Raw genomic sequence first — 14810 nt, 5'->3', positions numbered from 1 at the left:
TTCAACAGACGCCGAGCGCGTGCAGCCGCTGGAGCACGACCTCGGCGGCGGCCTGCGGGCCCAACGCCGTCGTGTCGAGCCGCACCTCGGGTCGTCGCGGTGGTTCGTAGGGTGAGTCGATGCCGGTGAAGTTCGCCAGCTCACCCCTGCGAGCCTTGCGGTACAGGCCTTTCGGGTCGCGCTGTTCGGCCACGGCCAGTGGTGTGTCCACGAAGACCTCGCAGAACTCGTTCTCGCCGACCAGGTCTCGCGCGAGCGCCCGCTCGGCCCGGAACGGCGAGATGAACGACACCAGCACGATCAGTCCCGCGTCGACCATCAGCGCGGCGACCTCGGCGATGCGCCGGATGTTCTCGACGCGGTCGGCGTCGGTGAACCCGAGGTCGGAGTTGAGCCCGTGCCGCACGTTGTCGCCGTCGAGCAGGAACGTGTGCCTGCCTTCGGCGTGCAGCGCCTTCTCGACCAGGTCGGCGATCGTGGACTTGCCCGCGCCGGACAACCCGGTCAGCCACACTACGCACGGCCGGTGCCCGTTGCGTGCGATCCGGGCCTGCTTGTCGACGGTGAGGGTCTGCCGGCGCACATTGTCCGGGTGCAACGCGAAATCGATCATCCCGGCGCCGACCGTGGCGTTGGACAGCCGGTCGAGCACCACGAACGAGCCCAGATCGCGGTTGGTGCGGTAGCTCTCGAACGGCACGGGTGCGTCGAAGTGCACGTTGTCGACGCCGATCTCGTTGAGGTGCAAGGCCTTGGTCGCGGTGAAGCCGACCGTGCGCGCGCCGATCTTCGCGAGGTACTGGCGGCCGGGCAGCAACCCGTTCTCGTGCAGCCACACCAGCCGCGCCTGGAACTCGCTCGCGATGCCCGGTGGGTCCTGCGCGGCGCCCAGGACGTCGCCCCTGCTCGCGTCCACGTCGTCCGCCAGCACGACCGTGACCGACGATCCGGCCGGCGCCTCGTCCAGGTCGCCGTCCATCGTGACGATCCGGGCCACGCTGGTGGTCCGGTTGCCGAGGCGGACCGTCTCGTCTCGCCGGAGTGTCCCGCCCAGTACGCGCCCGGACAGCCCGCGGAACGTCGCGTCCGGCCTGTTCACCCACTGCACGAGGAAGCGGGACGATACGTCCCGTCTCGGCCGCGGTTCGACCGATTCCAGCCACTGCAGCAGGGTCGGCCCGTCGTACCAGGGCGTCAGCTCGCTGCGGCCGACCACGTTGACGCCCTCTGTCGCCGACATCGGCACACAGGTGATCTCCGTGAAGGCCAGCTCCGCGGCGAACTCCGCGAACGACGCGCTGACTTCCTCGAACACCTCCCGTGAATAGGCCGCGAGATCGAGCTTGTTCACGGCCAGAACCACGTGCCGGATGCCCAGCAGCGACACGATCCGCGCGTGCCGGCGCGTCTGACTGAGCACACCCTTGCGCGCGTCGAGCAGCAGAACCGCCGCATCGGCGGTGGAGGCGCCCGTGACCATGTTGCGCGTGTACTGCTCATGCCCAGGGGTGTCCGCGACGATGAACCGCCGTGCCTCGGTCGCGAAGAACCGGTAGGCGACGTCGATCGTGATGCCCTGCTCGCGTTCGGCGGCCAGCCCGTCCACGAGCAGCGCGAAATCCAGTTCGCCGCCGCGCGTGCCGACCCGGCGCGAGTCCGCCTCCAGGGCCGCGAGGTGGTCGGCGTACAGCAGCTTCGACTCGTACAGCAGCCGTCCGATCAGCGTGCTCTTGCCGTCGTCGACGCTGCCGCAGGTGATGAACCGCAGAAGCTCCATCAGAAGTACCCCTCCCGCTTCTTGCGCTCCATCGACCCGCTCTGGTCGTGGTCGATCACCCGGCCCTGCCGCTCCGACGTCGTCGCGGCCCGCATCTCCTCGACGATCTCCGCGACCGTGCGCGCCTCGCTGCGCACCGCGCCCGTCAGCGGGTAGCAGCCGAGCGTCCGGAACCGGACCAGCTCCTGCCTCGGCTCGGAGTGCAACGGCATCCGGTCGTCGTCGACCATGATCAGCGTGCCGTCACGGTCGACCACCGGTCGCACGGCCGCGAAGTACAGCGGCACCACGGGAATCCGCTCGCGTTCGACGTAGCGCCACACGTCGAGCTCGGTCCAGTTCGACAGCGGGAACACCCTGATGCTCTCGCCGGGCGCGACCCGCGTGTTGTAGAGCCGCCACAGTTCCGGCCGCTGGTTCTTCGGATCCCACTGGTGCTGCGCGGTCCGGAACGAGAACACCCTTTCCTTGGCGCGCGAGGCCTCCTCGTCACGCCGCGCGCCGCCGAACGCCACGTCGAAGCGGTGCTCGTCCAGCGCCTGCCGCAGACCCTGCGTCTTCCACAGGTCGGTGTGGCGCGCGGAACCGTGGTCGAACGGGTTGATGCCCTCCGCCACGCAGTCCGGATTGCGGTGCACGATCAGCTCCAGCCCGAGCGAGGCGGCCGTCGCGTCCCGGAACTCGATCATCTCCCGGAACTTCCACGTGGTGTCGACGTGCAGCAACGGGAACGGCGGCTTCGACGGGTAGAAGGCCTTGCGCGCCAGGTGGAGCAGCACCGAGCTGTCCTTGCCGATCGAGTACAGCAGCACCGGTCGTTCGCTCTCCGCCACGGCCTCGCGGAAGATGTCGATGCTGTCGGCCTCCAGCCGGTCGAGGTGGTTCACGTGAGCACCCCCGCCGGTTCCGCGTCGGTCTCCGCCATGCACCCGAGAGTAGCGACCAAACCGAACAACGTTCAATATGCTTTTGAACGTTGTTCAAAGTAGGCTGAACGCCGTGAGCACCGAACAGACGGCCTGGGGGGACGCGGAGGGCAGGCGGCGCGACATCCTGTCGTCCGCCGAGCTGATCCTCGAAGACCAGGGCTACGCGGGCCTGACCATGCGCGCGATCGCGGTCGGCGCGGGCGTCAGCTCCGGCACCGTGTACCAGTACTTCTCCGGCAAGGAGGACGTCTTCGCGGCGTTGATGGAACGGCGTCTGGACGAGCTGCAACGCACTCTCGCCACGGTCGACCGCGGCCTCGGCATCGCGGGCGTGCTCAGGGAGGTCGAGCCGCAGATCACCGACCTGTGGCGGCGGTTCGGGCGGTCGGCCGCGCAGTGGGAGGCCAAGGTGCTCTCCGGCGGACGCAGGGGCAGGGAGGTCGCCGGATCGGCCCAGGACTACCGCAAGACGCTCAAGGCGCTCGCGAAGGCGTTGAAGGAGACCGCCGAGGCGTGCGGGCAGGAGCTGATCGACGATCCCGCGCTGCCGCACTGGGTCTGGGACTCGCTGATCGGCCTCGCGGACGACCTGCTGCTGCAGGGCGCCCGCGTCAACCGGGTCAAGCCGGCTCAGCTGGTCGAGTTCGCCACCGGTGCGATCGAGCGGGGCGTCATCGCCCGCTGACGGGCTGGTCGTAGCGCCGCCGGATGCTCGTGCCGAGGATGCTGACGTCCGCGCCGTAGACGTGGATCGAGATCGCCACGGAGCTGGAGTTGTTGCACACCTTGTGGATGTCGCCCGGCGGCACCAGGTAGGACGCCACGCCCTCCGGGGTCTTGTTGACGCGCAACGGGATCAGCCGATCGCCGCTCAGCCGGTAGGTGGTCTCCTCCTCCTCGCCGACGTACGTGCCGACGACGCACCACGAGACGTGGTCGTGGATGCAGGTCTCCTGACCCGGCAACCACACGAGCGCGACGACCGAGAAGCTGCCGTCCGGCTCGACGTGCAGGACGTGCTGGCGGTAGGCGTTCGGGTCGGGTTCCCGCTGCGCCGCGCTCAGCAGGAACGGGTCGGTGAGGTGGCCCTCCAGGGTCCGCGCCACCCGAGCGGCGACGGCCCGGTCATCGCCGCCGCCGGCGATCGCGGCCCGGAGCGAGCCCACCAGAAGCGTGGCCGTGGGGGAGAGCAGGCTGTGCGTCATGAGCGGGTCCTCCTCTGAGGAAAGCGGAGATCAGCCGATCAACACCGTGCCGGTCAGCACCAGGACGACGATCACCGTGGTCGAGAGCAGGCCCAGCAGCAGCACCGCCGGGCCGGAACGGATCAGGGAACGCAGGCGCACCGCCGTGCCGAGCGCGAACATGCCCGCCGCCAGCAGCACGTTGTCCACGAACGTCGCCGCCGACAGCACGACGTCGGGCAGCAGGCCGGTCGCCCGCACCGCCGCCATCGCGAGGAAACCGAGCACGAACAACGGCACGATCGGCGGACGCTGCCCGGAAGCCGGGTACTTGAGGCGCTCGGCGAAACTCACGGCGGCGAGCATCGGCGCGAGCAGCACGACCCGCGTCAGCTTCACCGCGACCGCGATGGCCAGTGCCCCGGTGACAGGTCCGGCGGCGGCCACGACCTGCGCGACCTCGTGCACGCTGCCACCCGCCCACACCCCGTACTGCGCGGGCGTGAGGCCCGTCAGCGGGAAAAGCGCGGGCAGGGCGAACATCGCGACGGTGCCGAAGAGAGTGACCAGGCCGAGCGCCTTGGCCACGTCCTCCTCGTCCTGCTGCCGGACGCTGTTCATCGCGGCCACCGCGGAGGCACCGCAGATCGAGAACCCGGTCGCGATGAGCAACGACAGGCCCTCACCGACCCCGAGCACCCGCCCGAGCCAGCGCGTCACGACGAACGTGACGACCACGGCGATCACGGCGAGCAGCAGGATCTCGTAGCCGAGCTTCAGCACGTCCTGGAACACGAGCTTCAACCCGAGCAGCACGACACCCAGGCGCAGCAGGCGGCGTCCGGCGACTTTGATCCCCGGAGTGACCGACGGCGGCAGCGTCACGACGTTGGCCACGACGGCGCCGAGCAGCACGGCGACGGTGAGCGCGCTGACCGAGGGCTGCAGCCAGGACACGACCATCGCGACCGCGACACCGGCCGCGACCAGCGCGAGGCCGGGCAACACCGAGTCGGCCGTGCGCGGGGTCGTCCTGACGATGCCCATACCGATAACGATGGCCAGCGCGGGCTATGCGCAGTAGATGACCATTTCTTGGAGGTCCATAAGGCGCGCTTATGCCTTGGCCGACGCGGAGATCAACGCGTCCACGGTCGCGCGCATGATCGGCAGCTGGATGAGGTCCGGCCAGGTGTAGAGCGAGGTGAGCCGTTGCGCCGCCGACTCCACCTCGACCGCGGTCAGACCGGGGTGCTGCAGGAACGACAGCAGCAGCCTGGGCACCAGCGCGACGCCCAGACCAGCGGTGACGAGACTCTGGATGGCCAGGTTGTCGTCGGTCGAGCAGGTGATGTCCGGGACGAACCCGGCCGCCGCGCACGCCTGGTGCAGCGCGCGCTGGCACCGCACACAACCGGCGATCCAGCGTTCCTCAGCCGTCTCGGTCAGCGACACGCGCTCACGGCCGGCGAGCCGATGACCGGCGGGCACGAGCAACGCCAGCGGCTCCCGCAGCAACGGCACGCTCAACATGCCGTTCACAGTGGCCTCGTCCTGCGGTTCGTCGAGGTAGCTGAAGCTCAGCACCAGGTCGACCTCACCGCGCCGCAGCAGCGCGAACGAGTCCGGCGGCTCCTCCTCGACCAGCTCGAGCCGCAGCTGGGGCCGTTCCTCGGCCAGGATCGCCGCCGCCGCGGGCACGAGTGACACGTTGGCGCTCGGGAAGGCGCAGATCCGGATCGTGCCGATGTCGTGCGTGGCTATCGCGCTGACCTGCTGGTGGGTCGTCGCCAGCCGGTCCAGCAGGTCCGACCCGCGTTCCGCCAGGATCCGGCCGGCCTCGGTGAGGTGCAGTCCCCGGCCCGTCCGCACGAACAGCGGCCCGCCGACCTGCCGCTCCAGCGTGCGCATCTGCTGGCTGACAGCGGGCTGGGAGCAGTGCAGCAGCCGGGCGGCGGCGCTGAACGAGCCGGTCCTGGCCACCGTCGCGAAGACCTCGAGCTGGCGGGTATCGAACACTCCCGCACTTTAGGGCCTGTATCGAAGTCTGGTTTGCGACCGGTATGCGGGCCGTCCGGCCGCACCACCAGGAACCACCTCAAGCGCAGCTCTCATCGAACCAGACTTCGATACAGACCCTGGGCGTCACTTCCCGGTGACGAGCGAGTCCAGCGTCGCGCCGTTGTGTTCACCGCAGTGCCGCCGGGAGGCGTCGAGCGTCATCGGCCTGTCCGCCTCGGCGGGTGTGCCGGCCTGCCCGAAGAGCCGTCTGAGCAGCTCGACCTGTTCGTCGACGCCCGCACGGAGGAAGTCGCCGCAGCTCGACTTCACGGTGAGCCGGTCGTCCGACGGCATCAGGTCCACCGGCCCGAGGACGAACAGGAAAGCGAGGATGATCGCGAGACCGAACCCGATGACCGCGCCGCTGGCGGAGCTCCTGCGCGGGGCCAGCCAGTTCTGGGCCTGCTCGACGAACGGCTCGGCGGGCGAGAGGCCGGTGTCGATCCAGAACTCGAGGCTGTCGCCGCCGGTCACGTCGAACTGGACGTGCCCGGCGGCGAGCATGATGCGCACGATCTGCCCGCGGTCGTAGGAGCCCGACCAGAACGGCTCCGGCCGCACCAGCACCAGCCGGTCGGGCAGCAGGAACACGACGTCGCGCTCGCCCCTGGCCAGGCGCTCGGTCTGGCCCGGACCGACGATCGTGCCTGCCAGCCGGGCCATCACGAGGGCGTGTTCGTGCTCGTCGAGGGCCTCGGCGGCCGACGACCACAGATCGGGTTCCACGTCACTGCTATCGCTGCAGGCAGGGACGTTGGTTAGCCGTGGCCGCCGAGGTTCCTCCGAATGCCGTCCTAGAAGGTCAGCTGCCAGGAGTCGATGTGCCCGACGTCCTGCGCCGCGACGTCCTTGACCTGCAGCTTCCAGGTGCCGTTCGCGACCTCGCCCGAGGCGTTGACGGTGTAGGTCGTCACGACGTTGTCGGCGGAATCACTGCTGCTGGAAGCCTTGAGCCGGTACGCGGTGCCGTCCGGGGCGATCAGGTCGATGACCAGGTCACCTCGGTAGGTGTGCACGATGTTGACGTCGGCCTTCAGCGTGGCCGGGGCGTTGCCGGTGATGCCGGAGACCGTGATGGGGCTGGTCACGGCCACGCCGGTGTCCGGGATGGCCACGTCGGTGGTGTTCTCGAACTCCTTGCCGCCGGGCGGGGTGCCGCCGACCGCCGCCAGCGCGTCCACGCGGCCCTCACCGAAGAAGTTGTTCTTCGCCGTGGTGCCGGCGCAACGGCTGTCGGTGCAGGCCAGGTCGTCCGCCTGGGTCGCCAGCAGGGTGCGGAGCTGGGCCGGGGTGGCGGTGGGGTTGGCGGACTTGAGCAGCGCGGCGACGCCCGCGACGTGCGGGGAGGCCATCGACGTACCGGACTTGGAGCCGTAGCGGCCACCGGGGACCGTCGAGTAGACGCTGTCGCCGGGCGCCGCGATGTGGATCTTGTCGGTGCCGTAGTTGGAGAACGACGACTTGCTGTTCGTCGAGCTGATCGACGAGACGCTGACGACGCCCGTGACCTCGGTCGGGACGCTCAGGCAGGCGTTGGTGATGGTGCGCGTCGCCGGCGTGGAGTCATTGGGGCTTGTCGCGTCGCGGGTCTTGTTCGCGAGGTTGTAGTTCTCGTTGCCCGCCGCGGCGACGTTGAGCACGCCCTTGCCCTCGGCGTAGGCCACCGCGCGCTTCACACCCTCCAGGATCGCGTCCTGGTCGGCGTTGTCCGGGCAGTTGAACAGCCACGGGTCGGTGTAGTAGCTGTTGTTGGTCACGTCGAAGCCGCGGTCACCGGAGAAGACCATGGCGCAGATGGTGTTCTCCGGGAAGAACAGCCCGCTCGGATTCTCGGCAATGCGCACCGAGGCGATCTTCACGCCGGGAGCGACACCGACCATGCCGCTGCCGTTCTTGGCCGCCGCGACGGTGCCGGCGACGTGCGTGCCGTGGGAGCCGGTGTCACGCCACGAACCGGTACGCGTGTCGAGCTTGCCGTAGGCGCAGGACGCGGAGTTGGTGGTGTCGAAGTTCGGCTGGAGGTCGGCGTGCTGGTCGTCGACGCCCGTGTCGAGCACACCGACCGTGACGCTGGACGATCCCGTGTTGATCGCCCACGCCTTGTTGGCGCCGATCTGGCTCATGTCCGCGCGCAACGGCTCGGTGTTCGGTTGCGCGGCCTGCGAGGGCGCGGCGGGAATCGGCGGATTCGCCGCCTCGGTCGGGATGTCACTGGTGCGCGTGGCACCGACCTTCTGCACACCGCTGACGGTGCGCATCCTGGTGGCGAAGTCAGTGGCAGCGGAGTGCGCGACGATGACACCAATGGCGTCGTACTTCGTCCACACAGTGCCACCGTTGGTGCTCACAGCCGTCTCGGCGCCGGAAGTGGCACCAGGCGCGGTGATGACCAGGTAAGCACGCGTACCCGCGGCAGGTGCGGCAGCGGCGGGGGTGGCCGCCGTCAGCACACCGGCGCCCACGGCCGCGGCGATGACCGCGGCGCGCAGGCGAGATCGTGAACCCAGGAACACGGATTCCTCCAACTCCTAAGCGGGCGATGCCCGCGCACTTCGCGCGGGTGCAGGGGCCCGTCAGAGTCCTTAGAGGAGCCAGGACGGCATTCGGGACGCGGCGTTTTCAAGATGCGCCGTTCGGCTCACTACGAACGTCGCACGTCAGGCGTGGCGCATGAACAGTCCGACGAAGTGGTTCAGGTCGGCCTGCACGCATTCTTCGTCGGCGTGCTTGCCCGTGCAGCCCGGCGCCCACCCGCTGCCGTCGCCGTAGTCGGAGAAGTGGAAGGGGATGTTCTGGGCCCGCAGGTTCGCCGCCGTCACCAGCGCCGTTTCGCGCGCCCGGTTCTCCAGCACGGCCTGGATCGGGTTGACCGTCAGATCGCCGCCATCACCCGTGTACAGCGCGACGCCCATGCCCCTCAGCGACGCGACGTGGTGCGCCGGGCTCTGCGCGTTCCAGACGCCGTCGAACGGCCAGACCGGCGGCCCGAAGACCGCGTCGGCGTTCACCGTCGGCGTGCCGCTCGCCGGGTTGACCAGGGTGGCCGTGATCGCCGCGCGCATCTCGGAGTTCCGCAGGTCGAGGCCACCGGAGAAGCTGCCGGCGTAGCCGAACAGGTCGGGCCGGTGCTCGGCGTAGCGCAACGCCCCGAACCCGCCCATGGAGTGTCCGACGATCGCGCGATCCGCTTTGGCCGCCTTCGTGCGCAGGTTGGCGTCCACGAACGGGATCACCTGCTCCAGGTGGAAGGTCTCCCAGTTCTGCGGGCCCGCGTCGCCGGGGTTGACCCAGTTCGAGTACCAGCCGCGGCCACTGCCGTTGGGCTGCACGGTGATCAGGTCGATGCCGGCCGTCGCCCTCTCCACGACCCGCTGGTTCCAGGCGGCGTCCGGGCGGTCGGGATGGCCGTGCAGGTAGTACTGGACCGGGTAGCTCCTGGTCGTCTGGGCGTAGTCGTCCGGCAGCGTGACGACGATGGCGTGCCTGCCGGGTTCCTGGCCGTCCAGGAGGGTCGGCGTGGGCACCTGGGCGGTGGACACGCTGAAGATGAAGGTGCGGCGGTTCGCGTCCACCCAGCGGGGCTGGCTCGTGACGGTGAGGCCGAACCCGTCGGCGAACCGCGGTGGCGCCTCGGTGGCCTGGGCGGCGGGACTGGACAACGCCATCACGGCGGTCACGGCGGCGATCATGCGGACTGACATGCCTTGATCATCCTGGTCGGCCGGGCCGGAGGACCAGGCCAGGGGACCGGTCATTCCTGGCCGGTCGCTGCAAAGCGCAGATCAGGCTCGTCTTGTCGAGGATGCGTCCGGCTGAGTGAGGCTGGCAGGCAGGCGTTCGAAGCCGCGCAGGATGCGGGTCGGACGGCGGCGTGCGCCCGGAAGGGGTGCCAGGTCCGGGAAGCGGTCGAAGATCGTGCGCAGGCCGATCTCACCCTCCATGCGGGCGAGCTGGGCGCCGAGGCAGTAGTGGCGGCCGGCGCCGAACGACACGTGGTCGCGTGCGTTGGCGCGGCTGACGTCGAAGACCGACGGGTCCTCGAACACGGACGGGTCGCGGTTCGCACCGGCGAGCACCGTGGTGACGAGCTGACCGCGGCGCACGGGGATGCCGGCGACCGTCGTGTCGCGGGCGCACATGCGTCCGGTCAGCAGGACCGGCGGGTCGTGGCGCAGCACCTCGTCGACGGCGTTGCCCCACAGTTCCGGGCGGGCGCGGAGCAGGTCCAGTTGCGCGGGATGCCTGGTGAGCAACGAGATGCCGTTGCCCAGGAGGTTGACGGTGGTCTCGAAACCGGCGGCGAGCACCAGGCCCGCGGTGGCCTTCAGCTCGCGTTCGGACAGGCCTGCGCCGTCCTCGCGGGCGGTGATCAGGCGGCTCAGCAGGTTGTCGCCGGGGTTGGCGCGCAGGGCGTCGAGGTGCCGGGAGAGCCAGGTGTCGAACGAGCTGAGCGTCGTCTCGACGTCGCGGAACACGCGCCACGACAGGCCGAGGTCGAGGCTGGGCGCGGCGGCGGCGCCGAGGGCGAGGACAGTGGCGCGTTCCTGTGGTGGCACGCCGAGGATCTCGCTGATCACGGTGACCGGCAGCAGGCCGCAGTAGGTCTCGATCAGGTCGACCGGGCTGGCGGGGTCGAGGCCGTCGAGCAGGTCGTCGGCGATCTGCTGGGTGCGGACGCGCAGCTGTTCGACGGCGCGGGCGGTGAAGACGCGGGTGACGAGCTTGCGGTAGCGGGTGTGCGCCGGAGGTTCGACGGCCAGCAGCGACGGCGGCTGGACCGGATGCATGACGTCGGTGGCGGACCACGCGGCGAGCTTGCCGAGGATGCCGGCGCCGAAACGGGGACGGGCCGTCACGAACGCGTCGTCGGACAGCACCGCCCTGACGACCTCGTGCCGCGTGGTGGTGTGGCCGATCTTCGTGGCGGCGAGCGGGCCTCGGGCGCGGATCTCGTCGAACAGGCCCGTCAGGTCGGCGCCGGTGGAAGCCTCGACGGTGATGCGGCCCTGCAGGTCGCCGCGGCGGGCGGCCAGGCGCAGGACGGCACGTGGCAGCGCGTGGCCGATGCTCCAGCGCACCGCCGGTTTGACGTGCTCCTCAGCCAGGCTCGTCACGGTTCGCAGCGTGCCCAGTACGCCGCCGCGAGTCAAGGTCTCGCCCATTCGGTCCACTTCGGACGATCCTTGACATCAGGCCTGGACGACGGGCACCTCCAGCGCGCGCACGATCTCGTTGTCCGCGTCCGTGATCACGCCGGCGACTTCGGTGAACGGCAGCACGGAGAACCTTGACGCCGTGCCGATCTTCTCCGAGCTCGCCAGCACGTAGGTGTCCGCTGCCTGGTGGGCGAGCGCGCGTTTCATCGCGGCCTCGTCCGCGTCACCGGTCGTGAGGCCCGCTTCGGGATGCACGCCCGTGACGCCGAGGAAGAAGAGGTCCGCGTGCACGCCCCGTGCGGCTTCCACGGCAGCGGCACCGCACGCGACCATCGAGTGCTTGAAGAGCCGCCCGCCGATGACGTAGACCTCCACGTCCCGGTGCTCCTCCAACGCGCTCGCGATCGTCGGACTGTGCGTGACGACCGTGGCGTGCAGATCGAGCGGTAGCGCGCGCACGACGGCAAGGGTGGTCGTGCCGCCGTCGAGGATCACGGTGCTGCCCGGTTCGATCAACGCTGCCGCCGCCCGTGCGACCCGTTGCTTGCCATCGACCTGCACGCCCTGACGCGTGGCGTAGTCGGCGATAGCGGGGGATACGGGCAGTGCGCCGCCGTACACGCGTTGGCAGAGCCCCGCCGCCGCGAGATCGCGCAGGTCGCGGCGGATGGTGTCCTCGGAGATGCCGACTTCGGCGGCGAGGTCCTTGGCGACGACCCGGCCGTCGGTGCGCAGTCGTTCGAGCAGCAGGTCACGGCGCTGGGCGGCGAGCATGCACGTTTCTCCTTGTTTTTGCCGAGTCTTGCACATTATGGTCGGTCGCATGCTGATTCTGATCGCCGGGCCCTACCGGTCCGGTACCGGGGACGACCCCGAGTTGATGGCGCGCAACCTCGAACGGCTGGAGGAGGCGGCGTGGCCGCTGTTCCGCAGCGGGCACGTGCCGATGATCGGCGAGTGGGTGGCGTTGCCCGTGCTGCGCGGCGCCGGCGGCAGCGCGCCGACCGACCCGATCGCGTCGGAGATCATGTACCCGACCGCGGAACGCCTGCTACGGCACTGCGAGGCGGTGCTGCGGCTGCCCGGCGAGTCGACCGGTGCGGACGAGGACGTGCGGATCGCGCGAGAGCGCGGACTGCCGGTCTACCACCGGATCGAGGACATCCCCGGCTACCGCGCGGCCTGACCGCGTGCGGCCAGCACGAACTCGCGCATCCGGCCGTGATCCTTCACGCCACGGCTCGACTCGATGCCGCTGGACACGTCCACGCCCCACGGCCGCGCGACGCTGATCGCCCCGGCGACCGTCTCCGGCGACAACCCGCCCGCCAGCACCCACGTGCCGGTGGGCGGGTTCTCGGCGAGCCGCGTGATGTCCCACTGCTCGCCGGACCCCGCGACGGGGGAGTCGATCAGCAGCAGCTCCTCGCCGAACGCTCCGGTGCGCACGTCGGTCTCCGGCCCGAGCGCCGTGGCCCTCACCAGTCCGAACGGCAACTCGGCCAGTTCGTCGAACGATTCGCGCGGATAGTCGCCGTGCAGCTGCAACGCGCGCACGCCCGTCTTCAGCGCCATCTCACCGGCCTCGGTGGCGGAGATGCCGCGCACCACGGCGACGGTGAGGACGTCCGCCGGCACCTCGGCGACGAGCCGCGCGGCCAGCTCGACGTCGATCTGGCGCGGGCTGGTCGTGAGCACGAACCCGACAGCGTCGGCCCCCGTCTCGACCGCGACGGTGACATCGGACTCGGTGCGCAGACCGCACAGCTTCACGAACACACCACCGATCCTACTGATGTGGCCACGAACGCACTGTCGCGCAGCTAACAGTCACAAGCCGATGCGCTGCCCGGTCCTACTTAATGGAAGAGACGGGCAACGGAGGCCGTGATGACTGAACATCAGCTAGCCACTTCGGTTTTGGTGATCGGCAGCGGTGGCGCGGGACTGCGCGCCGCCATCGAACTCGCGGAGAGAGGCGTCGACGTCCTGGTCGTGGGCAAGCGCCCCAAGGCCGACGCGCACACCGCACTCGCCGCCGGCGGCATCAACGCGGCGCTGGCGACGATGGACCCGTCCGACACGTGGCAGCAGCACGCGGCGGACACCATCAAGGAGAGCTACCTGCTCGCCAACCCGGAGATCGTGCGGGTCGTGGCCGAGCAGGCACCGCGCGGCATCCAGGACCTCGAACGCTATGGCATGCCGTTCGCGCGGGAGGCCGACGGGCGCATCTCGCAGCGGTTCTTCGGCGCGCACACGTTCCGCCGCACGTCGTTCGCCGGCGACTACACCGGCCTGGAGATCCAGCGCACACTCGTGAACCGGGCCACGCAGCTCGACATCCCGATCCACGACACCTGCTACATCACGCGGATCCTGGTGCAGGACAACGTGGTGTTCGGCGCGTACGGGTTCGACCTGAACACCGGCACGAGGTACGTCTTCCACGCGGACGTCGTGATCCTCGCGGCCGGCGGGCACACCCGGATCTGGCGCCGCACGTCGAGCCGCCGCGACGAGAACACCGGCGACTCGTTCCGCCTGGCCGTGCTCGCGGGCGGCCGGATCCGCGACCCCGAGCTCGTGCAGTTCCACCCGTCCGGCCTGCTCGAACCGGAGAACGCGGCGGGCACCCTGGTCTCGGAGGCCGCGCGCGGTGAGGGCGGCGTCCTGACCAACGCGTCCGGTGAGCGGTTCATGGCCCGCTACGACCCGCAACGGATGGAACTGTCCACACGCGACAGAGTGGCGCTGGCCGCGTACACGGAGATCAAGGAGGGCCGCGGCACCCCGAACGGCGGCGTGTGGCTCGACGTGTCGCACCTGCCTCGCGAGCAGATCATGCAACGGCTGCCCAGGGTCTACCAGACGCTGCTGGAACTGCAGATGAAGGACATCACCCGCGAGGCCGTCGAGATCGCCCCGACCGCGCACTACTCGATGGGCGGCGTGTGGGTGTCGCCCGCGGACCACTCGACGGGCGTGGAAGGCCTGTACGCGATCGGCGAGGCGTCCAGCGGCCTGCACGGCGCGAACCGGCTCGGCGGCAACTCGCTCATCGAACTGCTGGTCTACGGCCGGATCGTCGGCGAGGCGGCGGCCGAGTACTCGGCTTCCCTGGACGCACAACGACGTTCGCACGCCGCACTCGGCGAAGCACGGTCCGAAGTGGACGACCTGCTCGCCGCGGACGGCCCGGAGAACGTCCGCGCCCTGCAACGCGCGCTGCGCAACACCATGACCGAGCACGCCGGCGTCGTCCGCGACGAAGCCGGTCTGCGCAAGGGACTCGCCGAGCTGGACGAGCTGGAGGACCGCATCCGCGACGTCGGCGTGCACCCCGACCTCGCCGGGTTCCAGGACCTCGCCCACGCCTTCGATCTGTCGGCCTCGGCGCTCTCCGCCCGCGCGACCCTGGAGTGCGCGCTCGAACGCCGCGAGACCCGCGGCTGCCACAACCGGTCCGACCACCCGGACCTCGATCCCGCGCACCAGGTGAACCTCGTCTGGGCGGGCCCCGGCCGGGTCGTCCGGGAGGAGATCCCTCCGGTGCCGGACGAGATCGCGTCGCTGATGCGGGAGGTCGACACGGCCGGCAAGCTGGTCGAGTGACCACCGTGGGGCGGGGAGCCATCCCCGCCCCACGCACTCGTCACGGCAGCCGCAACGCCGTGGTGAACAGGAAGGCGCTGTCCTTCAA

The 14810-nt window shown here is 70.0% G+C and carries 14 protein-coding genes; 3 read left to right on the top strand and 11 right to left on the bottom strand.

Translation table 11 applies throughout. The features are described 5' to 3' along the window. Nucleotide 1 precedes the first annotated feature (1 nt). Nucleotides 2-1777 (bottom strand): adenylyl-sulfate kinase, encoded by a 1776-nt coding sequence (gene cysC, locus BLR21_RS30420; RefSeq protein WP_090011359.1) that lies wholly within the window; start codon nucleotides 1775-1777, stop codon nucleotides 2-4. Then, nucleotides 1777-2664: a sulfate adenylyltransferase subunit CysD gene (cysD, locus tag BLR21_RS30415; RefSeq protein ID WP_218131000.1), complete on the bottom strand. Its 888-nt coding sequence runs from the start codon at nucleotides 2662-2664 to the stop codon at nucleotides 1777-1779. The genes cysC and cysD overlap by 1 nt, the downstream gene beginning before the upstream one ends. Before the next feature lie 112 nt (nucleotides 2665-2776). On the opposite strand from cysD, the gene BLR21_RS30410 reads away from it, so the two are divergent. Next, on the top strand, nucleotides 2777-3391 hold the full coding sequence (locus tag BLR21_RS30410; protein ID WP_176929863.1) for a TetR/AcrR family transcriptional regulator: 615 nt from the start codon (nucleotides 2777-2779) through the stop codon (nucleotides 3389-3391). Here BLR21_RS30410 and BLR21_RS30405 read toward each other — a convergent pair. The 8 genes from BLR21_RS30405 to BLR21_RS30370 form a co-directional block, all read right to left on the bottom strand. Continuing rightward, nucleotides 3378-3911 carry a cysteine dioxygenase family protein gene (locus tag BLR21_RS30405; protein ID WP_090011352.1) on the bottom strand — a complete coding sequence of 178 codons (534 nt, stop codon included), beginning with the start codon at nucleotides 3909-3911 and terminating at the stop codon, nucleotides 3378-3380. The two genes, BLR21_RS30410 and BLR21_RS30405, sit on opposite strands and share 14 nt — an antisense overlap. A 30-nt stretch (nucleotides 3912-3941) precedes the next feature. Next, nucleotides 3942-4937, bottom strand: a complete 996-nt coding sequence (locus tag BLR21_RS30400; RefSeq protein WP_090011350.1) for a YeiH family protein — start codon at nucleotides 4935-4937, stop codon at nucleotides 3942-3944. 69 nt (nucleotides 4938-5006) lie between these two features. Next, entirely contained in the window at nucleotides 5007-5909 is a 903-nt protein-coding gene (locus BLR21_RS30395) for a LysR family transcriptional regulator (protein ID WP_090011348.1), read from the bottom strand. A gap of 126 nt (nucleotides 5910-6035) precedes the next feature. Further along, a complete protein-coding gene (locus BLR21_RS30390) occupies nucleotides 6036-6677 on the bottom strand; it encodes a hypothetical protein (RefSeq protein ID WP_090011346.1) in 642 nt (213 codons plus the stop codon). Between the two features lie 68 nt (nucleotides 6678-6745). Further along, nucleotides 6746-8464 carry a S8 family serine peptidase gene (locus tag BLR21_RS30385; RefSeq protein WP_218130999.1) on the bottom strand — a complete coding sequence of 573 codons (1719 nt, stop codon included), beginning with the start codon at nucleotides 8462-8464 and terminating at the stop codon, nucleotides 6746-6748. 144 nt (nucleotides 8465-8608) lie between these two features. Then, nucleotides 8609-9652: an alpha/beta hydrolase gene (locus BLR21_RS30380; RefSeq protein ID WP_090011342.1), complete on the bottom strand. Its 1044-nt coding sequence runs from the start codon at nucleotides 9650-9652 to the stop codon at nucleotides 8609-8611. A gap of 81 nt (nucleotides 9653-9733) precedes the next feature. Next, entirely contained in the window at nucleotides 9734-11113 is a 1380-nt protein-coding gene (locus BLR21_RS30375) for a cytochrome P450 (protein WP_090011340.1), read from the bottom strand. 27 nt (nucleotides 11114-11140) lie between these two features. After that, the gene (locus BLR21_RS30370; RefSeq protein WP_090011338.1) at nucleotides 11141-11881 is read right to left on the bottom strand and encodes a DeoR/GlpR family DNA-binding transcription regulator; all 741 of its coding nucleotides are present in this window, start codon (nucleotides 11879-11881) and stop codon (nucleotides 11141-11143) included. A gap of 49 nt (nucleotides 11882-11930) precedes the next feature. Here BLR21_RS30370 and BLR21_RS30365 point away from each other — a divergent pair, with 49 nt between their 5' ends. Then, nucleotides 11931-12293, top strand: coding sequence for a DUF4406 domain-containing protein (locus BLR21_RS30365; protein ID WP_176929862.1), 363 nt, complete (start codon nucleotides 11931-11933; stop codon nucleotides 12291-12293). Here the strand turns inward: BLR21_RS30365 and BLR21_RS30360 are convergent. Then, complete coding sequence (locus tag BLR21_RS30360; RefSeq protein ID WP_090011336.1) at nucleotides 12278-12886, bottom strand: phosphoribosylanthranilate isomerase; 609 nt, start codon at nucleotides 12884-12886, stop codon at nucleotides 12278-12280. The two genes, BLR21_RS30365 and BLR21_RS30360, sit on opposite strands and share 16 nt — an antisense overlap. Nucleotides 12887-12997: 111 nt before the next feature. Between BLR21_RS30360 and BLR21_RS30355 the strand changes: the two genes are divergently transcribed. Further along, the gene (locus BLR21_RS30355; protein ID WP_090011334.1) at nucleotides 12998-14722 is read left to right on the top strand and encodes an L-aspartate oxidase; all 1725 of its coding nucleotides are present in this window, start codon (nucleotides 12998-13000) and stop codon (nucleotides 14720-14722) included. Nucleotides 14723-14810: the final 88 nt, after the last annotated feature.

It is taken from the genome of Lentzea albidocapillata subsp. violacea (assembly GCF_900100275.1).
GTDB classification, from domain to species: domain Bacteria; phylum Actinomycetota; class Actinomycetes; order Mycobacteriales; family Pseudonocardiaceae; genus Lentzea; species Lentzea violacea.
Note: the sequence above shows the minus strand (reverse complement) of the source record. Positions and strands in the feature narration are given on the sequence as shown.

Bases quoted from the DNA above. Each gene is read 5' to 3' on its own strand.
- cysC (WP_090011359.1), bottom strand. From the start codon at position 1,777: ATGGAGCTTCTGCGGTTCATCACCTGCGGCAGCGTCGACGACGGCAAG.
- BLR21_RS30405 (WP_090011352.1), bottom strand. From the start codon at position 3,911: ATGACGCACAGCCTGCTCTCCCCCACGGCCACGCTTCTGGTGGGCTCG.
- BLR21_RS30400 (WP_090011350.1), bottom strand. From the start codon at position 4,937: ATGGGCATCGTCAGGACGACCCCGCGCACGGCCGACTCGGTGTTGCCC.
- BLR21_RS30380 (WP_090011342.1), bottom strand. From the start codon at position 9,652: ATGTCAGTCCGCATGATCGCCGCCGTGACCGCCGTGATGGCGTTGTCC.
- BLR21_RS30375 (WP_090011340.1), bottom strand. From the start codon at position 11,113: ATGGGCGAGACCTTGACTCGCGGCGGCGTACTGGGCACGCTGCGAACC.
- BLR21_RS30370 (WP_090011338.1), bottom strand. From the start codon at position 11,881: ATGCTCGCCGCCCAGCGCCGTGACCTGCTGCTCGAACGACTGCGCACC.
- BLR21_RS30365 (WP_176929862.1), top strand. From the start codon at position 11,931: ATGCTGATTCTGATCGCCGGGCCCTACCGGTCCGGTACCGGGGACGAC.
- BLR21_RS30355 (WP_090011334.1), top strand. From the start codon at position 12,998: ATGACTGAACATCAGCTAGCCACTTCGGTTTTGGTGATCGGCAGCGGT.